At 43.8% G+C, this 19,381-nt stretch carries 18 protein-coding genes and 1 pseudogene; 11 read left to right on the forward strand and 8 right to left on the reverse strand.

From position 1 onward, the window contains the following. Positions 1-52: 52 nt before the first annotated feature. Positions 53-637, reverse strand: a complete 585-nt coding sequence (locus tag I2H74_RS11475; RefSeq protein ID WP_195574121.1) for a DUF3238 domain-containing protein — start codon at positions 635-637, stop codon at positions 53-55. Between the two features lie 200 nt (positions 638-837). Between I2H74_RS11475 and I2H74_RS11480 the strand changes: the two genes are divergently transcribed. Beyond that, the gene (locus I2H74_RS11480) at positions 838-1,269 is read left to right on the forward strand and encodes an N-acetyltransferase (RefSeq protein ID WP_324254054.1); all 432 of its coding nucleotides are present in this window, start codon (positions 838-840) and stop codon (positions 1,267-1,269) included. A gap of 145 nt (positions 1,270-1,414) precedes the next feature. Here the strand turns inward: I2H74_RS11480 and I2H74_RS11485 are convergent, their stop codons facing one another. Together I2H74_RS11485 and I2H74_RS24590 are read right to left on the reverse strand one after the other, a co-directional pair. Continuing rightward, positions 1,415-2,518, reverse strand: coding sequence for a helix-turn-helix domain-containing protein (locus I2H74_RS11485; protein WP_229106590.1), 1,104 nt, complete (start codon positions 2,516-2,518; stop codon positions 1,415-1,417). A gap of 209 nt (positions 2,519-2,727) precedes the next feature. Next, a complete protein-coding gene (locus I2H74_RS24590) occupies positions 2,728-2,886 on the reverse strand; it encodes a hypothetical protein (RefSeq protein WP_229106591.1) in 159 nt (52 codons plus the stop codon). A 316-nt stretch (positions 2,887-3,202) separates the two neighbouring features. Between I2H74_RS24590 and I2H74_RS11495 the strand changes: the two genes are divergently transcribed. From I2H74_RS11495 to I2H74_RS24595, 5 genes are all read left to right on the forward strand, one after another. Further along, entirely contained in the window at positions 3,203-3,940 is a 738-nt protein-coding gene (locus I2H74_RS11495; protein WP_195574123.1) for a PIG-L deacetylase family protein, read from the forward strand. Positions 3,941-4,343: 403 nt separating this feature from the next. Then, on the forward strand, positions 4,344-5,963 hold the full coding sequence (locus I2H74_RS11500; RefSeq protein WP_195574124.1) for a Na/Pi cotransporter family protein: 1,620 nt from the start codon (positions 4,344-4,346) through the stop codon (positions 5,961-5,963). 414 nt (positions 5,964-6,377) lie between these two features. Then, entirely contained in the window at positions 6,378-7,883 is a 1,506-nt protein-coding gene (gene zwf, locus I2H74_RS11505) for a glucose-6-phosphate dehydrogenase (RefSeq protein WP_195574125.1), read from the forward strand. Positions 7,884-7,943: 60 nt separating this feature from the next. Next, the gene (gene gnd / locus I2H74_RS11510; RefSeq protein WP_195574126.1) at positions 7,944-8,837 is read left to right on the forward strand and encodes a phosphogluconate dehydrogenase (NAD(+)-dependent, decarboxylating); all 894 of its coding nucleotides are present in this window, start codon (positions 7,944-7,946) and stop codon (positions 8,835-8,837) included. A gap of 249 nt (positions 8,838-9,086) precedes the next feature. After that, positions 9,087-9,194 (forward strand): hypothetical protein, encoded by a 108-nt coding sequence (locus I2H74_RS24595; RefSeq protein WP_229106629.1) that lies wholly within the window; start codon positions 9,087-9,089, stop codon positions 9,192-9,194. On the opposite strand, the gene I2H74_RS25135 is transcribed toward I2H74_RS24595, so the two are convergent. Next, entirely contained in the window at positions 9,166-9,342 is a 177-nt protein-coding gene (locus I2H74_RS25135; RefSeq protein ID WP_195574127.1) for a hypothetical protein, read from the reverse strand. The genes I2H74_RS24595 and I2H74_RS25135 overlap by 29 nt on opposite strands. Positions 9,343-9,690: 348 nt before the next feature. Beyond that, entirely contained in the window at positions 9,691-10,377 is a 687-nt protein-coding gene (locus I2H74_RS11525) for a transposase (RefSeq protein ID WP_195574128.1), read from the reverse strand. A gap of 1,054 nt (positions 10,378-11,431) precedes the next feature. Between I2H74_RS11525 and I2H74_RS11535 the strand changes: the two genes are divergently transcribed. Both I2H74_RS11535 and I2H74_RS11540 read left to right on the forward strand, forming a co-directional pair. Beyond that, positions 11,432-12,073: a hypothetical protein gene (locus tag I2H74_RS11535; RefSeq protein WP_195574130.1), complete on the forward strand. Its 642-nt coding sequence runs from the start codon at positions 11,432-11,434 to the stop codon at positions 12,071-12,073. 55 nt (positions 12,074-12,128) lie between these two features. Then, positions 12,129-12,926: a hypothetical protein gene (locus I2H74_RS11540; RefSeq protein WP_195574131.1), complete on the forward strand. Its 798-nt coding sequence runs from the start codon at positions 12,129-12,131 to the stop codon at positions 12,924-12,926. 143 nt (positions 12,927-13,069) lie between these two features. Here the strand turns inward: I2H74_RS11540 and I2H74_RS11545 are convergent, their stop codons facing one another. From I2H74_RS11545 to I2H74_RS11550, 3 genes and pseudogenes are all read right to left on the reverse strand, one after another. Next, on the reverse strand, positions 13,070-13,963 hold the full coding sequence (locus I2H74_RS11545; protein WP_420707447.1) for a transposase: 894 nt from the start codon (positions 13,961-13,963) through the stop codon (positions 13,070-13,072). Positions 13,964-13,981: 18 nt separating this feature from the next. Next, positions 13,982-14,329, reverse strand: a pseudogene (locus I2H74_RS25280) (transposase); the annotation flags it as partial. A 698-nt stretch (positions 14,330-15,027) separates the two neighbouring features. Next, positions 15,028-15,372, reverse strand: a complete 345-nt coding sequence (locus I2H74_RS11550) for a hypothetical protein (RefSeq protein WP_195574132.1) — start codon at positions 15,370-15,372, stop codon at positions 15,028-15,030. 391 nt (positions 15,373-15,763) lie between these two features. Between I2H74_RS11550 and I2H74_RS11555 the strand changes: the two genes are divergently transcribed. The 3 genes from I2H74_RS11555 to I2H74_RS11565 all read left to right on the forward strand — a co-directional run bounded on the left by I2H74_RS11555 (position 15,764) and on the right by I2H74_RS11565 (position 19,352). Next, on the forward strand, positions 15,764-16,747 hold the full coding sequence (locus I2H74_RS11555) for a metallophosphoesterase family protein (protein ID WP_195574423.1): 984 nt from the start codon (positions 15,764-15,766) through the stop codon (positions 16,745-16,747). A gap of 699 nt (positions 16,748-17,446) precedes the next feature. Further along, on the forward strand, positions 17,447-19,108 hold the full coding sequence (locus I2H74_RS25140) for a discoidin domain-containing protein (RefSeq protein WP_324254055.1): 1,662 nt from the start codon (positions 17,447-17,449) through the stop codon (positions 19,106-19,108). Next, entirely contained in the window at positions 19,089-19,352 is a 264-nt protein-coding gene (locus I2H74_RS11565; protein WP_195574134.1) for an acyl carrier protein, read from the forward strand. The genes I2H74_RS25140 and I2H74_RS11565 overlap by 20 nt, the downstream gene beginning before the upstream one ends. Positions 19,353-19,381 lie beyond the last annotated feature (29 nt).

Here is a 19,381-nt window from a genome sequence, read left to right on the forward strand (position 1 = left end):
AGTTGCAAACAAAGCTGATCCTTCTTCCATTGATCTTCTCGTTGATGTTATGTTACTTCGTTAATTCAAAGCTGTATTCCATATCGCCAGCCATAGCTGCTGGAGTATTGCCCGTTGCCGCATAATCATGCTGATACAGCGTCTCGAAGTCGCCAAAGTCGATCTGCTTATAGAATTCGAAGCAGGGGAATCCATCATGGGCGCCTTTTAGGGTAACATTCCCGTCAGGATACACTGTCACTTGTACCTCATAATCCACAGGCGGTGCTTCCGCACGAAGCGGGTTGCGGGCGCTTGCTCTCATCAGAAAGCTCACCTGATCATTCGTCCAAGTCTCATGCAAGACTTGAACCGTGTCAGGGCTTGCTTTTCCTTGCTCATAGCTCACCGTTCCATCTATTGTCTTCTTCATCACCGTTGTTCCCGTATCAGCATACGCAACGATCCTTCGCTTTACAAAGTCCACGGTGACCTCCTGCTCTACGCGGGAACGTCCAGTGTGGGCGGTGTTGGGGTGGAACCCACGTGCATCACCTTGATAGGAAATCATGGCCTGCTGTTTAGGATCAAATACGGGCTCGAGCCATAGGATGTGACCAATGAAAACACTTGCTCTAATCTTTACGAGTTCAGCCATTGCCAATACGCTCCTTTTAAATGGAATGTGTAATCTTATAAGTGTGCAAGGTGCAGTATTTATCTAATCTTAAACCATAGGAAAGTTGTGGTTTTCTATATAAATAGTAACATAATTCTAGAAGCAGCAACGTTTAAAAAGGAGCAGAGAAAAGATAAAGTATCTAGTCCAAAACGTTGTCCTTGAAAGGGGAGGTTTCCGTGATCATTAGAGAATTTCAAGCAGAAGACATGCCGGTAGTCATGGATGTATGGCTGCGTTCCAATATGAGCGCCCATTCCTTCATACCCGAAGCGTATTGGAGAAGGAACCAAAAGACGGTAGAAGAAGTGTATATGCCTGTTGCGAAGACGTATGTAACAGAGCAGGACGGACGAGTCATGGGGTTCATCAGTATCATTGAAGGCAATTATATTGGTGCCTTATTCGTTGACCCCCATGAACAGGGGAAAGGGCTTGGAAAAGCACTTCTTCAATATTGCCAGGAACGATATGCTCGACTTGAGCTTGGTGTGTATGCGGATAATGAGCGGGCGGTTCAGTTTTACAAGCATTGCGGCTTTACCATTAAAAGCGAGCAGCCAAATGAAGACTCAGGACACATGGAATATACCATGTACTGGGAAGCATAGTCATTCATTGAGCGTTCAAATGCCGTATATCGTCATTCCACTGCACATGAAATGACGACATACGGCCAATAAAAGCACCCCGGCTATAATTGAGCAGGGGTGCTTTGCTGTAAGCTAAAGAAATATGCGTTTAGCAATGGTCTTGCTATGACTTTTTAATGAAGTTAAGAATAACCTTGCTTAACATATCTTCTCCTGCAAAAGGCGCAAGCTTGACGACGAGATCAGAGTTTATCGTACCGTCTTGAGCTTTGGCCAGCAGCAGTTCAAGATGTTTATCCTCAAGGAATGGAGCGAGGCTTACGATTTGGTTGGCTTCTATCTCCCCTTCGACTGTCTGCTCGACAAGCCATCCCAACGTTTCTTCCTCTAAGAATGGTGCGAGCGAGACCACCACATTCCAATCGAGCTTATCCTTAACAGAATGCCTTACAATATGATCAAGATGCTCCTCCGACAGGAATGGCGCAAGACCGACTAGGAGCTTCGGCTCTAGCGTCTGATTTATGGCTTGTTCCACTAACCATTCTAAAGTATCGTCTTCCAAGTGCGGCGCGAGTGACATAACAACATTCCAATCCAATTTATCAGTTACCGCATAACGTACTAGTTGATTTAAATGCTCAGCCTCAAGGAACGGTGCGATGCTATGAAGCTGGTTCGGGCTTATGCTTTCCTTCGATAAACGATTCACGATTAGATCCAAAGAACGGCCGCTTAGAAACGGCGCAAGGGAAGATAGCTGCTTCCAAGGGAGCTCTTCCTCCGTTCCTTCCAGCATGTCGGTAACAAGCAAATCCAGATCCTTGTCGCTAAGGAATGGCGCAAGACCGATCAGGTGCTCGAAGTTCAATCGCTTCGCATCCATTCCTTTCACGACCTCGTGCAGGGAACTGCTTTTTAGCATTGGAGCTGCCTCTAGCAAGGCTTCCGGCTCTACCTGACCTTCGTTCATCATCTGTGTAATATGTTCAGGCTTATTATCCGCCATTTCCTTTACAATCGTACCAACCTGATGTGTCTTCGTTCGTTTGGGCTCTTGGCCTGCATGAAGCAAGTCGTCAATGGTGACATTGAAGCGCTCCGCAAGCATGGGGAAGATGCTGATGTCTGGCAGGGATTCTCCACGCTCCCATTTGGATACGGCTTGATGACTGACATTGCAGTACTCTGCAAGCTCCAGCTGGGTCATATCTTGTTCTTTCCGCAGTCTTGAAATATATGCACCGATCTTTTGAATATCCATCATTCATTCCTCCTGTTGGGTAAGGTGGCGGGCCCGATATCAAAAGCATAGCATAGGATCTTCGTAGAGACGATCAAGTATTGGTTGAATCGCTAATAAATCGCGATATCGGTCATTCAACCAGTTGTTGAATGAGGGATCATGCTGCGGCAGTAGCATCAGGCCCTTATCGTTTTGCTCATATTGATTTGAAGCGTGTAATGCCATTTATATTATTGAAAGGGATAAAAGTACTTCTGGTATTCATATTGATCCTTGTTTTTCGAATCTTGACATGGTGGTGCATGAACCACTTCAACATGATTCCATATCGCTGGCTGTTCTTCCTTCTGCAATCCCAAAATGAGAGCGGCGATCTTCCATAATCCCATCTCGACTTCCTCCAAATAAATGAACTTGCGGGCCCGATGAAGAAAGCTTAGCATGGGAAGGTCTGAAAAACGATCAAGCGTTAGTTGAACGACAGGGAATCTTGCTTTATCCTCATTCAATCATTCATTGAATCTCGTGCATCTCCTCATGAGACTAGGAATAAGGCAGCTCTTTTTCAAGAAAAGCCATGTTTTTTGTGAAAGTCCTAAATGTTGGTGTGATAACTAGGTGATTGGGTAAATATGTCTATGATATAGTATTACCAAGGGGAAAGCGTTCAGGATAGATGCCCCTTCAGGAGAGGAGCGGCTTTGTATGAAGAAGCTATTGTTTGTATATGCCCACCCGGACGATGAAACGTTCGGCAATGGGGGAACCATTGCCAAGTTACATGAGCAGGGAGTCGAGGTATCTTTGATTAGTGCCACGTCAGGCTGCAAAGGGAAGTCGGGGGAATATACGTTTGAAACGAGGGAGCAGTTGGCTCAGCACCGCGAAGGAGAGCTTCGCAATGCCTGCGATATATTGGGTGTAAAGAATCTTATTCTGTACCGTTATCCCGATGGGGGTCTTAAGGATGTGGATCAGGATGAACTCGCGGAGAAAGTGTATCAGGACATCATCAAGCTAAAGCCAGATATGGTGGTGACATTCCCGCCGGATGGCGTTACGGCTCATCTCGACCATATTGCGATTTCCTCAGCAACCGATAAAGCTTTTCTGCGTGCAGAGCAGGAATATCCGGCTGATGCGCTGCCAACCTACTATTATACGGCTGTGCCAGAACGCGCGAGACAGCTCATGGGACTTGCTCCAGGTTTGCCGCCGACTGCGCGAGTAGATATGACTGCCTATCGCCACGTCAAAGCCGAGGCGCTTCGTCAGCATCGGACGCAGGTCTTCTCTGTGAATCGCGGGTATCCGGGTGTGATGGAGGGGGATGATTCCTCAATTGGCAATGAAGAATACTATACGCTTGTACGAATGAATGGACAGCAGGTAAATATTCCGAGCAAGGAAGCCTCGGATCTTCCTTATCTTGATATTTTATAAATGACCCTTAATGAATAGCCCAGATGAAGCATACAGCTGGTTCGCATGATGTTTCTTTCTTGTAGAAGGGAAAGGAATCATGCGAGCAGCTGTTTTTTTTTGTATGGAATGACAGAAATGATGGTATATAGCTGAAAAATATGGATCGGTAATTTATGGGGAGGAACGGAAGGGTGGAGCCAGTTTCTTCATTACAAGGGGATATGAAGAAAAGATTAAATAATAACTTACATAACAAGTGCAAAACGATATATGAATACTTACATAATAAAAGAAATTGGCTATTTTTTGTCATAATGATGTGAGGAATGTAAATGAACGCTTCCCTGCAAGTTGTCTATATTTATAGCTGGACATTTTTACACTTGCACAATCGATAGACAACAAGGGGAGGAATTACAGCTTGGATTGGCAGGATATTTTGTTTAAATTTGTTGGAGGTCTGGGTATCTTCTTATTCGGCATTAAGTATATGTCGGACGGTTTGCAGAAGACGGCGGGAGACAAGATGCGGAATCTGCTAGCAACTTATACCTCTAACCCAATCAAAGGCATTATTGTTGGTATTGTCGTGACCATCTTGATTCAGACCTCAACCGGGACGACCGTTATGGCGATCGGCTTGGTCAACGCAGGCTTAATGACACTGCGGCAGGTAATTGGTGTCATATTAGGGGCCAACATTGGAACGACGATGACTGCTTTTATTGTAGGGATTAAGATTGAAAGATTTTCTCTGCCTATTATCGCGATTGGTGCGATCTGCTTGTTTTTTATCAGCAAGAAAAAAGTGCAGTACATCGGTCAGATTATTTTTGGATTTGGGATGCTGTTCCTCGGCTTATCTACAATGGGAGGCGGCTTGAAGCCGCTGCAAGGACTGCCCGTCTTCAGTGATTTTATCATTCAAGTATCGGAATATCCGGTTCTTGGTGTACTGGTAGGTACCATCTTCACGATGATTGTGCAAAGCTCCAGTGCAACGATTGGTATTCTACAGACCATTGCGGATGAAGGAATGATCGATCTGTTGGGAGCTTTGCCTGTCCTATTCGGTGACAATATCGGAACGACGATCACAGCTGTGCTCGCAGCGATTGGCGCTTCGGTTGCAGCGAAGCGGGCAGCGCTCGTTCATGTAATCTTTAACGTGGCGGGGACAATCTTGTTCACGCTGGCGCTTCCAATTGTACACCAAGCGGTATTATGGCTCGGTCAAGACGTCAACATTCGGATGCAAATTGCGTATGCTCACGGTCTGTTCAATGTAACGAATACAATCATTTTTATCCCTCTTATTCCTGTGCTTGCTTGGATCGCAACCAAGGTGATCAAGGGGACAATGACGGAGATTGAGTTCAAGCCGAAGTTTCTTGATAATCGCTTCCTCGCTACGCCAGCCGTTGCGCTCGGACAAGCTCAGCATGAGATTCTGCGCATGGGGGCATATGCACGCGAGATTCTGCATGATGCTTCTGAATATTTTTTCCATAAGGATGACAAGGTGGCGAATCTTGCCCTGCAGAAGGAACAGCTTGTTAATGAACTGGAGAGCAAGATCACAGAATATATGGTCAAAATTCAGCAGAATGGCTTGCCAGAAGGCGAGTCCAACAAGGCTTCAACGCTGATGCATACCATTAATGATATTGAGCGGATTGGGGATCATGCCGAGAATATCGTGGAGCTGTCAGAGCTTCGTATCTCGAACAAGGTGGACTTTTCAGAAGACGCGGAGAAAGAACTCAAGGAAATGCTGGAGCTTGCAGATCGGACGGTCGAACGAGCGCTGTTCGCGCTTGAGCACAGTGATGCGGAATCAGCCTCTGAGGTGCTTGTGTATGAATCGAAGCTGGATCAAATGGAAGAGAGCTTCAGAAAGAATCACATTATGCGTCTGAATCAAGGCCTGTGCACGGGAACATCTGGTGCTATTTACCTTGATATTTTGAGCAATCTGGAGCGTGTAGGGGATCACTCGAAAAATATTGCGCAGTTTATTATTCAAGAGGAACAGCACTAGTTTATAGCGATGAGCCGTCCTGCGGGGCGGCTTGTCATGCGTGTCCATCTGGGAAGTAGGTAAGGCATGAACGATGAAACTTCAAGAAACTCCTTCTGAATATCCGGAAAATGACAAAATTTTCAGTTATTCAATGAAAAAGATCATATAGATTTCAAAATCTCCATTTACTTTACTAACTTTCTGTAATAATCTAAAAGTATCGTTTTTAGCCCTCCTAATGTGTTCGTTATAACATGCGACTGGGGCGCAGACATAAGCAGCTTGATATGCCTGAATCCTTGAATTCTGTATATAGGAATACAGGGGGTTATGTTTATACATCGATAGGGCTGTTCCGAGAAATCGGGATGGCTTTTTGTTTATTACCATACAAAGAGTTTCTCGTGGAGATAACGGATAGGAGGAAGAGAGATGGAAGCAGCAAGCATAGTTTTGTTTGGAGCGACAGGAGATCTTGCAATGAGAAAGCTGTATCCTGCGCTTTATAATCTATACACGGATGGGAAGATACCTTCCACCTTCTCCGTTATTGGGCTCGGAAGAAGAGAGTGGTCGGATGATTACTTCCAGGAGCACATTGCGAAGGCACTTCATGCCTTCTCTAGACGCAAGCCTGACGAGAAGCTCGTGCGTCAGTTTGTACAAGCTTTTCGTTACTGTGCGCTCGATGTGAATCGTCCGGAGGATTATGTTCGTTTGAACCAGTTGGTTGCAGAGAGAGAGAACCAACTAGGTCTTCCAGGCAACCGCCTGTTTTATTTGTCCGTAGGACCAGAATATTTTGCTACCATTGCGGAGCAGCTTATAGAGAGTGGGCTTGGCGAGACAAAAGGCTGGAAGCGCCTTGTCATTGAAAAGCCATTTGGCCGCGATCTTGCTTCAGCTCGCGAGCTGAATGAGAAGCTGAGCCAATACTTTGCGGAAGAGGAAGTTTATCGTATTGACCATTATTTGGGCAAGCCGATGGTACAGAATCTGGAGGTGCTGGAATATTCCAACCCTGTGATTCATGCGCTGTGGTCCAATCGATATATTGCAAATGTGCAGATTACGGCTGCTGAGACAGTTGGTGTTGAAGAGCGTGCAGGCTACTATGACAAGACGGGCGCGATTCGGGATATGTTCCAAAACCATATGCTGCAGCTGCTGATGATGACAACCATGCACCTGCCTAACCCAAGTACGCCAGATGAAGTGCGACGAAACAAGAAGAGCGTGCTTGAATCGCTTCGTCCGCTTCACAAGGAGGATCTTGCGCAGCACGTCATCCGTGGTCAGTATGCGGAAGGTGAACTAGCAGGAAAGCCGGTTAAAGGCTATCTGGAGGAGCCAGGCATTGAGCTTGATTCACAAAATGATACATTTATCGCAGCAAAGCTCTGGATCGACAATCATTTCTGGAAAGGCATTCCGATCTATATTCGTACCGGCAAGAGAATGCAGGAGAAATCCACGCGCATCGTGGTGCAGTTCAAGGATCCGATGGAATCCTATAATGATCCAAGGCACGTATCCGCTGAACCGAACCTACTCGTAATTGAGATCAACCCGAATGAAGGCATTTCGCTTCAGCTGAATACAAAGGATGCATCCAATCCGGGTCAATATGTGCCTGTGCGAGCGAACTCGATGACGGATGCAGCCGATATGCCAGAAGCGTACGAGAACTTGATCTATGACGCGCTGCGCGGAGATGCGACCTTCTTCGCACATTGGGACGAGGTAGAACTGTCTTGGGAGTGGGTACAGCCGATTCTGGACGCCTTTGAAGCAAACGAGGTGCCGCTCCATCGCTATCCAGCAGGCTCCAACGGTCCAGAAGCCGCACATGAGCTGCTTGGTGATGACAAATGGTGGTTGGATAAGGACCCGCAAGCGGAAGCGAAGAAGGATCAGGACCAGCTTGTACAAGTGTAAGCAGAAGTAACATGGAAATAAACAGACAACTAGAGAACGTTAGCGGAGGGAATAAACAACATGAAAGTCGGTTTAATTGGACTGGGTAAAATGGGTTTGAATTTGGGACAGAATCTGCTCGATCATCAGCATGAGGTGGTCGCCTTTGACCTGAATGAGAAGGCCGTAGAGGAGATGAAAGGATACGGAGCTGCTGGTGTGAACAGCCTTCAAGAGCTCGTTCAAGCGTTGCCGACTCCTAAGGTTCTGTGGTTGATGATTCCCCATACAGTCGTCGACAAGGTCATGGAGGAACTCATTCCGCTGCTGTCACATGGAGATATCGTGATTGAAGCAGGCAACTCTCATTACAAGGAGTCTATTGCACGCTACAATCACCTGAAGGAGATTGGCATTCATTTGATGGATGTGGGTACTTCTGGCGGTATGGCTGGCGCTCGTCATGGAGCCTGCTATATGGTTGGCGGAGACCAAGAGGCCTGGGCGCAAGTGGAACCGCTGTTCCGCGATACATCCGTGGAGAACGGGTATTTGTATGCAGGCCGTGCGGGCTCCGGCCATTTTCTTAAAATGGTTCACAACGGCATCGAGTACGGCATGATGGCTGCAATCGGTGAGGGCTTCGAAGTGCTTGAGAAGAGCGACTTTGACTTCGATTATGAGCAGGTAGCGAAGGTGTGGAATCATGGTTCGGTCATTCGCTCATGGCTGATGGAGCTTACGGAGAATGCATTCTCGAAGGATGCTAAGCTTGATGAGATCAAAGGCGTCATGCATTCGTCCGGTGAAGGGAAATGGACCGTAGAGACGGCTCTTGATCTTCAAGCAGCCACTCCAATCATGGCACTGTCCCTGATCATGCGCTATCGTTCGCTCGAATCCGATACGTTTACTGGGAAGGTCGTTGCTGCGCTTCGCAATGAATTTGGCGGTCACGCTGTTGAGAAGAACTAGGCTGCGACAATCGATGTAATAAGTGTTATATGAATATTTGAAAAAGGATGTCTCTAGTTAGTGGATGCTTCTGCTTGCAGAGCATCCTTTTTTTGAAATGCAGGTCTTGAGAGTTCTTGAGTGAGGAGTTTTTGAACATGGGGAGTATAACCAAATCTCGAGCGGTGCTGCTCATCGCTTTTCTTGTGACCGTGTGGGGGAATTAACTGGCCGCTGTCCAAGATTGCGCTTTCGTATACGCCGCCAATCCTGTTCTCCAGCATGCGAACGCTGCTTGGAGGGCTTATGCTGCTTGCTGTCGCCTTGCGTCATCGTGAACGACTTCAATTCAAGCGGGTCTGGAAATATCCAGCTTGACCTTTTTTCCGTTTACGTCTGTGGTTCTCTCTCCTTCATGCAGCTTGACTGTTTTCGTATTGTCTTTGGTATGAAACATGACCTCACGTGTCTTTGGATCATATGCGAATACAAGCCATGTAGGGTCCGTTAATGCACGTATTTTCACAAGTGTACGTCCTTCAACGATAATGCCGTTGTCTTGATACTGCCCATTGACGAAGATAGCTGAAGCGGCAGATGCGATTAATGGTAGCGCTAATCATAAATTTTTACCAAAACTTCAATATAGTCACATCCCCTAGTTCCATGAATTTGTTCTAATAGAGCCTGTTCAAAAAGGCTAGTCATGAATGTAAATGCTAATGCCTAACTCAGCAAGATGAGCTCCAGAATTGGAAATGAGAGGAGGAAGTGATGTCATATGCATCATGTCTTCACTGGATATGTCTTCCACAGCTTAATTTAGACAGACTTATCCCGTGTACGAGGGGACTCTCTTTTTTTGAGTTAGCCTTTAAGCGACCAGCGGCAGTGATAACTGCTCCACTTGCATCTCCTGCTGTCTTTTGATGTTAGCTACGTGGTTCACCGGCATCACGATTACCCGAACATGCTTGATCATTCGCTCGATTAAGCGGAATGCATCGCTAAGGATGAACCACTTCTCGACACGTACTGTTGTGCGAACCGGTACCTTCTTATGTTTCATGACCGAGGTTAATTGATGTGACTCTTGCTCAAACACCAGTTCAACTTGCTTTCGGAATTTCAGCATCCCCTCTTGCAGCACGCTATCTTGCGGCATCGGTCCATAGAAGAAGTGATTTTCTTCAAAGGGATAACCAAATTGCTTATTGCAAAGCTCTTGCAAGGGACAGGTGGAACATTTCGTATCGTCCCCGCGAAACCATGCCGTGTACGTATCTTCATCGAATCCATCAAACACAAGGACATGGCCCTGCTCACATTCCGGTTTTCCTTCCGGCGGGCAGTGCTCAGGTACAAGGGTATTTTTCTTGATTTCCGTGACGACGGCCACATCATGTGCCAGTAGGGCTGTCTTTTGATCTTCAGCATCGAAGTAACCCAAGTCAGCCACCAAATCATCAACCTTCAGCCCTTCGATTTTCTTCATCATTTCTATGAGCGGCAGCATCACCTTCACATCTGCTGTGTTATTAGGCAGGATGATCGAGAACAAGACGATGGTACCCTTAGGACTTGGACAGACAATGGAATGCTACGATAACCGATGAAAAACTTGTTCTGATTCGCCTTCGTTCTCTGCACGCCACAAGTCGCATTGGGATCGGAATAGGTTTTTTCGCAAGCACAAGCCCTTTGATCCGCACAGTCGCAACGTTTGTGTTTATAGTCGTTGACGTTAGCCCATACGGGCTTGGAATCAATACCCGTGAGCATCGGCAGAAAAAAGTCCTTTAACTTTAAAGCTTGCGCGATAAGATCGAATAGAATCTCATAAAACCATTCAGCTGTGACTTTGTTTCTGAAAAGATTCAGAGTATTATGCACAGGCACCTTTTCGATGTTAGGGACACCAATGAAATTACGCCGAGCCAGATTTTTAGGCTCCTTTAACTGTCTCACCAATTCTCGAAATGAGGAACTCTCAGGGCGGGTGAAGTACAAATAGTGCATCTGAAAGCAGACTCTTGAGGATGACCGCCATTCTTGTACAGTGGCGCAATTTTCTCCAGCACAATAGCGTCATCGACGTGATTGATATAATCGATGAGTTCAGGATCGAAGACAAGTGTGTTATAGTAGTGATAGGGTAGCAGTTCTAACTGCAACTCCATGAAAATGCACCTCGCATATTGGTATTTTGGTGGTCGGGACACCTCCATTTTACCATTTAATGCATCGGTGCATTTTTGTTTTTTATCTGAAATTGAGAGCTTATTGAACAGGCTCTTAAAGTATTAAGAACAGTAAGAGTACTAAAAGTTTTAAGTGAAGAAGGGTAAGAGAGTAATAAGTGCATGAATAGTAACTCAAAGAGTGTTAAAGAGAATATCTCGCGGAGCCTTTCCAATAAATTATTATGCAGATGACTTCGTCAGATGCTTGGATTTTCCTGTAAGCTAAAACAAATAATCCCCCATAAGATAGAAACTTAAGTATCAAATATTTCCTTTATTTACTGATATTTGATTCTCTAGCACTATTGCAAGTAAATTATTAATATTGTTAGGATTATTATGTAAATATATAAAAATCTAGGAGGTGTTCTTTTGAAGAACTGTTTAAAAGTCGTCGCTTTATCTGCAGTTATGTCTGTATTTTTCTCAATCCCAGCATTTGCATCAAGTGCTCAACCTCAAGATACGGTTAATAACCGTCCCCCTGTAGAAAGCTATAAAGATGGGCGGTTGTATTTGGACGGAATTCCAGTACTCACCGACCAATACCTCCAAGAAGTGGACGCAAAAAATGCCGTACCAACGTATGTCCCTAAAGCCAACCAGAGTGGCATCGGTCCATATGGAGTTAATTCATGGACAAAAGTGGCTGAAGCTAATCAATACTCCGGCCACGACTGGGATCGGTACACTAATAGTGGTGCATCTTCTGTAGAGAGAACTCTTTCGACCACTTCTAAGTTCACCATTTCTATAAGTGGCGAAACGAAGTTTGGCTTCAAGGATTTTGTAGAAGTTAAACTTGCTGGTAGTGTTGGGCAGGAGTTTACCAAAAGTAAAACTGAGAAGTACACCATTCCTGCTGGATGGATATACGAACAGAAATCGGCAATAAAAGTCCTTCAGGAAGATTATCGTTATACAGACACAGGCATCTTCTGGGATACTCAATATAACGCCTCATCTTTTGACTACAGAGGGCTTGAAACTTGGCTGTGGTCTAATCCTATTTAAATTTTTCAGGGCGGGTATATCCGCCCTGAATTTTATTATTTTCTTGGAGGAATACATGCGGAAATTCACACTCGTTTTTATTCTTCTTGTCTTTGTATTAGTTGGTTGCGATACCCTGAAGGAAAAAGACCCAACGAGCAAGTCAGAACTAACACCGTTGTTTAATGAAAGCACTGACTATACAAAACAATTAGAGCAATTAGAAAAAATTAGTATTCATGAGGAGTATCATTACTACCCTGTAAAGGAACTGTCGATTTTCTTTACCCATGCAATTGACCTTATTCAAATACAAGAAGTCGAACTACTTTCTGAAGAATCTTCTGTTGCCGTAATAACTGGGTCTGATAACATTTCCGTAAAAGATAAAAATTTATTGATTTTAAAAAATACGCCCCTCTTAAGCCATTTTGATACGGTGGTTATCAAAGAAGGTCGGACTCAAAAGAAAATTAAGATTTTTGTAGGGGATTACTATTTTTCGGGTCATGCTTACCAAGATCAGCTTGTGACAGGCAAAGAGATGTTCGTAAGAAAAAACCATTACAAACAATCGAATGGTAAAATTACCTATAAAATTAGTTTTAATAATATTCCTGAAAGTGATATTCAATTTACCGTCCCTGATTCATTAAGTCGAATTGCGACTACAGAACAAAAGTTAATTTCAAAAGATTCAAGCCTTATTACCTATCAATATGAGGTCTTCATTCCTAAGAGTTACTTTGAAAAACAGAAGATTTCTGGATTTAATTTTTCTCTCCATGCTGACCAGGTTAATTCAAATTCAAGAAAAACTATTTTTGAAGCTTTTATCCCTTTAACAGCAGCTGATTATTTAGCTGAAGACTGAGTGTTATATATTTCCTGGATTTGTGATAACTGTATATACTATGCCATTTTTCCTTGAAAAGCTCGTTTAATTCGTTAGGTCAGTTTGTATTTGAGCAATTTGCATAATTCCGTTTTTGAAAAATACGCTGTAGAATCCCTGTCTTAGTAGAGCAAATTTTTCAGTTTTATTGACTTGAAAGATAAAAATGAGCAGACTTGCAGAATTTTCTGGTGAATCAAAAAATTAAGCTGTAGAGCCATAGCTAGCGCAGAAGTGAGTAATACAATGGCGTTCAGGTATTGGTGTGTTGTCACCTTCTGAATGCCCCAGACGTGCAAAGCATCTGCGGTTAGATAGGTTTTCAATCGGGAATTACAGCGTTCCACACTTGTTCTTTCGTTATAGAGTTCCTTCCAGTATTTCGTGTCCCGATGTGGGCTCGAATAGCGCCGTAAATCACTCTTCGTATCGACCTTGACGACCATTCCATAGTTGGAAGCTGAGCATGACGCCATACCGAGCGGACAGTCGACCTTACCTGTGGCATGGGGACATCGAAATTTCAGGTGATCTCCATCAGCCCCCCAATAGGTCATCGGGAAACTCATCGAGCAGCAAGGCGTTCCATTGGATGTCATGCTTGCAGGAGGCTCCTTCTCATTGCGGAGATTCATCGGAATAATGGCTTGAGCCTTGACATTCCGTGCTGCTTCATAATTTTTCAGTTGGTCATAACCAGCATCAAGTATGAAGAACTTCACTTTCGTTTCCTCAGCCACTTGTCCGATGAGTGAAGGAGCCATATCTCTGTCGTTGACATGAGCCGGCGTAACACAGAGCGCCATCGGTAGCTCACTTGCTGTGTCAACAGCAAGATGAAGCTTGTAACCGAACCACTTGACCTTGTTACCAAACGAGTCGAACTTCGCGCCCCAATTCGCATTGCCAGTCCGTTCGCTTTTTCGTTTTGGCTGCTTCATCTCATAAGCATGAATCGCTGCACTATCGATCGCAATAAGACTTCCGTCGATGATTTCTTCCTTCTTACATTGCACTACAAGATCTTCAAACAGACGTTTAGCTAACCCCTTGCTAGTTAATTCAGCGAACACACGGCTTAATGTCGCAATCGAAGGAGCTTCACGATCTAGTCGAAGCCCACATTGATAACGAAAGCGAAGGTCGAAATGTAAACGACGATGTAGTCCCGTAAATGTATCGATATTCTCAAGTGGTGCAACAAGCAGTGCACGAAGAATCCCTTGCCTGCAATGCCCGTCGGCACCTCGGGGTGAATGACTTCTCAATTCTTTGGCATAGGGGCGTAAGTCTAAGGCGCTGAAAAAGAGAGGTAACCGTTCTTTAGATTCAAGTTTTTGAAGCTCAATAAAGGAAAATAGGCTTTCTTGGAGAATATACATAGTGACTTCACTCCCTTGGGTTTTCTGGTTTGGTCACTTGAAAACTTCTCCAAGTTGGGGTGAAGTTCCTTTTTTATGTCTAGAAATCCTTGTGTAGCAAGGGCTGAGTTTTATGCAAAATGCTCATTTAATAAAGATGATGTTTATGTTGCATTGACGAGCACGCCTGTTGGAGTTCTAGGTTCATCTCCAGAGTATTCGCTAATTAGCTAGTAAAACGTCGTCACAGCGTCGATTGGATATCCTATTATTGCAGCATCCTCAATAGTGGCAAAAGCGTTGGTTCCTTGGCTTTAATAGTCGAGGAACTTGTGCTTTTCATGAAATAATACCTACTAATTTGTAGTTTGGAATCGATTATTCCAACACGCAGCAAAATAAAGCAATGTAACCAATATGTTTTCCTCTTTTAGAAAGGTGCTTTGAGTGAAAAGTTGTTACTGCCAAAGCATAATGCCCAGAGACTGACGGTGTAATTTGTCCTGCTGATGACGGTCTTTCTTTCCAACTCAGTATAAAAGGAAGGGAGAATCAAGAATCTCCCTGGATAACACGCTTTATCATATGATCGTTAATGAGACATTGATCTATATAAGTTGAACGAATGATGCTCTCCCTGCCACTACAAGGACAAAAGATCCTTACGATCGCTGTTGTTTGATCCTTTCTTGATTGGATATAGGCTGAGGTCGTTCAATTTATATAGCATCCGTGCGCTTCTCTCCTTCAATCGGAAGCACGAGAAAGCCCCTTCTACTCCGGTGAAATTTGCCTAACTCTGTACCCCCATCAGGTGTCATTTTACCGTAGGTAAACTGACCTCCCATAAATTCATCGAAAAAATAGACAAAGTTCTTGTTAAAGTTCGGTTTTGTTCCCCATTCGCGCTGCGCAACTGAATCATTCTGCCACTTTACTACAGCCAGCCCTTCTTCATTGACTTCATAATACCGTTCGCAATAGCCTGATTCATCTAAGGTAAAACGTAAAGCTTCTCCTTCATGAAGTGTGACTGTTTTTGTATTGTCTTTGGTGTGAAACATAACTTCGCGTGTCTTAGGATCATACGCGAATACGAGCCAGGTAGGGTCGGTTAGTGCGCGAATCTCCACTATGCAAATACTAACCGACAGAATGGTAGACGAAAACGAAAAAGACAGAAGGTCCTGTAGAAGCGTGATCGTTCGCCTTTGATTGAACCTTTCCTCCTCTACTTTAGATTCAATTAAGAAAGGTTTGAACAACAGCGATTGAAAGGGCCTTCTGTCTTGTAGCGGCAAGAAACATTTTATATGTTTAACTATATCTGCACAGGGATTTTAAAGTAAATATTTCATGTACGAGACAAGGAATCGCACATTGGATCTCGAAATGCTTTTAATGAAGGAAGATGCAGGACTAGCAATAGCCACTTTGAACAAAGAGGGTGATTTTTTGTCCAGACCATTGAAATTCCGGGAAGATGGATCATTTGTTATCGTCCAATTTTCCGATGTAGAGCTATTGGATTCATATGATTATGATCCGGATACGCCAGCCTATGATGAGGCGACCATCGCGTTGATGGAACGGATCATCGAGGCAGAGCAGCCGGACCTGATCGTATATGCAGGGGACGTTGTTGCAAGCAACCGCGCGAAAGATCCCATTGATTCTTTTCGCCGAGCGATCGGGCCTGCGGAGCGGGCAGGAATCCCATGGGCTGCCGTATTCGGCAACCACGATTCCGAAGGCGAAGTGAAGCGCTCAGCCATGCATGAGTTCCAGCTGCAGCAGCCGCATTGCGTCGCGAAGCCAGACCCGGAAGGGGTAGCGGGAGCAGGCAACTATGTGCTCACGATACAAGGTGAAGCAGGGCATGATGACGCCGCGCTGTACTTCCTAGACAGCGGGGATTATTCACAGTTCGGCAAGCGCGTCGGCGGCTATGACTGGATTCATCCAAGCCAGATTCAGTGGTATATGAATACTTCCAAGCAGCTTGCGAAGGATAATGGAGATGAGCCGCTCCCGGCGCTTGCTTTCTTCCATATTCCGCTACCAGAGTACAATGAGCTGTGGAATGAGCATGTATGCTATGGGCATCGCTACGATAATGAATGCTGCTCACCTGTTGTAAACAGCGGCATGTTTGCCGCGATATTGGAGATGGGCGATGTGATGGGCACCTTCGTCGGCCACGATCACGGCAATGACTTTACAGGCACGCTGCATGGCATTCGCTTAAGCTATGGTCGTTCGACTCGTTATGTAAGCTTCGTTGATGGCGTCCGCCATGACCTTGTGCCAACGGGCGCTCGCGTGATTCGCATGAAGCAAGGGGAGAAGAACTTCGATACCTGGATTCACGAAAATGACGGCACGCAAGTCTATGAGCAGCCAGAGCATCAGCCTGAGGGCAAAAAGGTGCAGGTTTAAGAGCAAATGATGTAGAATTGTTATTACCCCACAATGTTATCCATAACATCATCTAATTAATAAGTCATAGAAGCAGCTGTAGATTAATGAATCGACAGCTGCCTTTTTTTATTTGAATCATCCTTATATACGACCATTATGGATATTTGTAATCATGATGAATGTATCAACAATTCTTTGTCTTAAAGATTTGACTCCGTATAAAAGCAACGGTAAGTATAAAAAATCGTTGGTTACTATTATTGTTTGGAAACTTCACTATGGGTATAGTATTTGAAAAGCATTTCAAAGTATAAAAAATCGTTGATTATTAACATTGTTGATAAAATGAATTTTATATATAATTACTACATAATATACTTATATTGGTATTTGAGGTTGTTATTGATGTCGTAAAGTTAACATCTCTCTAATGACCTTCCAATAACTTAAAGTTTCCTCTCAAATCCTGAGTACCTAACAATAAGAAATTACTCCTCTCTAGAGTCAACAGAAAACGATTTGATCTATTTCATCAATCCCAATTGCTATTTTTCACCTGTTACATATCCAGATGATTCATTCTGGATATTATTTGCATCACAATAAACGTAATCATCAATCATTTAAAGATAGGATAGAGCCTTTTTGGAGCCATATTTGTCTTTTGAAGACGATCCTTATGTTTGTAAGGATTGATTGAGATGAGGTGAGAATAAGGTGGAGGTTTTTTCGAACCTTTTATTTTATAGTTATATGAATTGTCGCAAATCTCAGGTATTAAGACAGATAAGTAAAAAAGTACCCGTGGAATTTCTATTTCATAACGCTTATGAACTCCCTTCACATATTTATCAAGAGATAATGGTTAAGGGGAAGAATGGCTGGATCTACCCTTGGAAAGTCCAGATAGAAAATAAGGCGTTAGGTGTAACGCTGGTTGAACAAAAATTTGAAGATTATCAGCAGGCTAGGTCATATATTATTAACTGCCTGAAAAATAACACGGAAGTATATATATGGACGAAAAATAAATGGATTCCTCACATGGAACTAACGAATAGTGACCCAGAAGGTGAACACTCCCTAACGCTGACGTCGTATGAGGATGGAACTTTTAGTGTAGTCGATTATCCTTTTGAACAGGCATATGCGGAGCATGTTATTAAAGATGGGTTTGATCATATTCCTACAGATGGAAGAGTTGTGATGAGCTTTATCATCGAAGAAGTATCTCCTCATCAAGATATTATTGATCCTATTAAGCAGCTTTTTAAAGAAGGAATGCTTGCTGTTAAGGAGGATTTTTCCTTATACGATAATATTGTAAGGGGTTACAGTCAGTTAGGGTTTGAAACGTGGCTGAATCGTTCCATTCAAGTGTTCGGGGTCATTTCACTTTCGCGCTTGTTAACGTCAATCTTCATGCGGCATGCCTACAATTCCGAAACGACGATAAGGCAAATGCAGAATATTTCTAAAGCAGCGGAGAATATAAAAAACTACTTGATGAAGAGTTCTTTTGCTCCCCAAAAATTCGATATTGCAGATTTTCAACAAAGGTGCACGATGATTCGGGAGCTAGAGGAAAGCGCTTTAATGGATCTGCAACATGAACTGCTAACAGGAATAAAGAACAATCGATTGCAAGCGAAGCTTAACCCACCTTCCCAATGTAGGTTCACTTATACAACCGACACGAGCTTATGGTTGGAATGGAAGGATGAACAAAGAGAGTACGAACAGATCGAGTATGAGATTTGGCTAAATCACACACGGGTCGGCTTGACTTCAGGGACTCAATACACGGTAGGAGGTTTAGAACCTTCCCATGATTATACCATTACAATCAAAGCGAAAAATCAACTTGGACAGTTCAGTGAAGGGGTTCAACTTGAAGCCAGAACTTCGGAAATGATGGTGTGTGGCAATTTAGCTTTATATAAGCCTGTAAAGGCATCATCCACAGAAACTGTCGATTTCGCATGCAATCATGTCGTTGATAATGACCCGTATACGCGATGGAGCAGTGATTATCGAGACGATCAGTGGATTTATGTAGATCTTGGATTGAGTAAAAAAATCAGCAAGATAAGGCTCCATTGGGAGGGAGCACATCCGAGCAAGTACCGAATAGAATCCTCAAACAATTCAGAAGACTGGGAATTGATACATGATGAAGCAGCAGGATGCCCAGGGGTGTTTGAGTTAGACAGTTTAGACTTGATTGGTAGATTTGTCCGCGTGACGTGTATAAGTCGGGCTACGATATTCGGATTCTCTCTCTTTGAATTTTCAGTTTTTAATGAATCAAACAAACCATTTTCTATTCAATATGATAGGAGAAACGAGGGATTAAGAAATGGATCCAACAACAGTTGAGAAGCTTAAGCAAATTATTGCTTCCTGTAAAAAGCAAGTTGTGGAGGCTAATATTCATCAGGACGCTGACTTAATGCGTGATTTTGGATTTGACTCCATGAATTTTATCCATTTGGTAACCGAAGTGGAAATGGAATTTGATATTGAAATTGCAGAAAGCGAGATCGATCTCGCTAAACTATCAAGCTTTAGTCGATTATTAGAAATGATTGAAGGAAAAATAGCTGTTAAAGCAGATTCATAGTTCAAAAAGAACAGCATCTAAGCGATGGG

Origin of the sequence: Paenibacillus sp. 1001270B_150601_E10 (genome assembly GCF_015558675.1) — a bacterium.
In the GTDB taxonomy this organism is placed as follows: Bacteria; Bacillota; Bacilli; order Paenibacillales; family Paenibacillaceae; genus Paenibacillus_B.

What these genes read in the sequence shown, in the direction of transcription:
- I2H74_RS11495 (WP_195574123.1), top strand. Translation starts at nt 3,203, where the DNA reads ATGAAGAAGCTATTGTTTGTATATGCCCACCCGGACGATGAAACGTTC.
- gnd (WP_195574126.1), top strand. Translation starts at nt 7,944, where the DNA reads ATGAAAGTCGGTTTAATTGGACTGGGTAAAATGGGTTTGAATTTGGGA.
- zwf (WP_195574125.1), top strand. Translation starts at nt 6,378, where the DNA reads ATGGAAGCAGCAAGCATAGTTTTGTTTGGAGCGACAGGAGATCTTGCA.
- I2H74_RS11565 (WP_195574134.1), top strand. Translation starts at nt 19,089, where the DNA reads ATGGATCCAACAACAGTTGAGAAGCTTAAGCAAATTATTGCTTCCTGT.
- I2H74_RS11475 (WP_195574121.1), bottom strand. Translation starts at nt 637, where the DNA reads ATGGCTGAACTCGTAAAGATTAGAGCAAGTGTTTTCATTGGTCACATC.
- I2H74_RS11540 (WP_195574131.1), top strand. Translation starts at nt 12,129, where the DNA reads ATGCGGAAATTCACACTCGTTTTTATTCTTCTTGTCTTTGTATTAGTT.
- I2H74_RS11550 (WP_195574132.1), bottom strand. Translation starts at nt 15,372, where the DNA reads ATGTTTCACACCAAAGACAATACAAAAACAGTCACACTTCATGAAGGA.
- I2H74_RS11485 (WP_229106590.1), bottom strand. Translation starts at nt 2,518, where the DNA reads ATGATGGATATTCAAAAGATCGGTGCATATATTTCAAGACTGCGGAAA.
- I2H74_RS24590 (WP_229106591.1), bottom strand. Translation starts at nt 2,886, where the DNA reads ATGGGATTATGGAAGATCGCCGCTCTCATTTTGGGATTGCAGAAGGAA.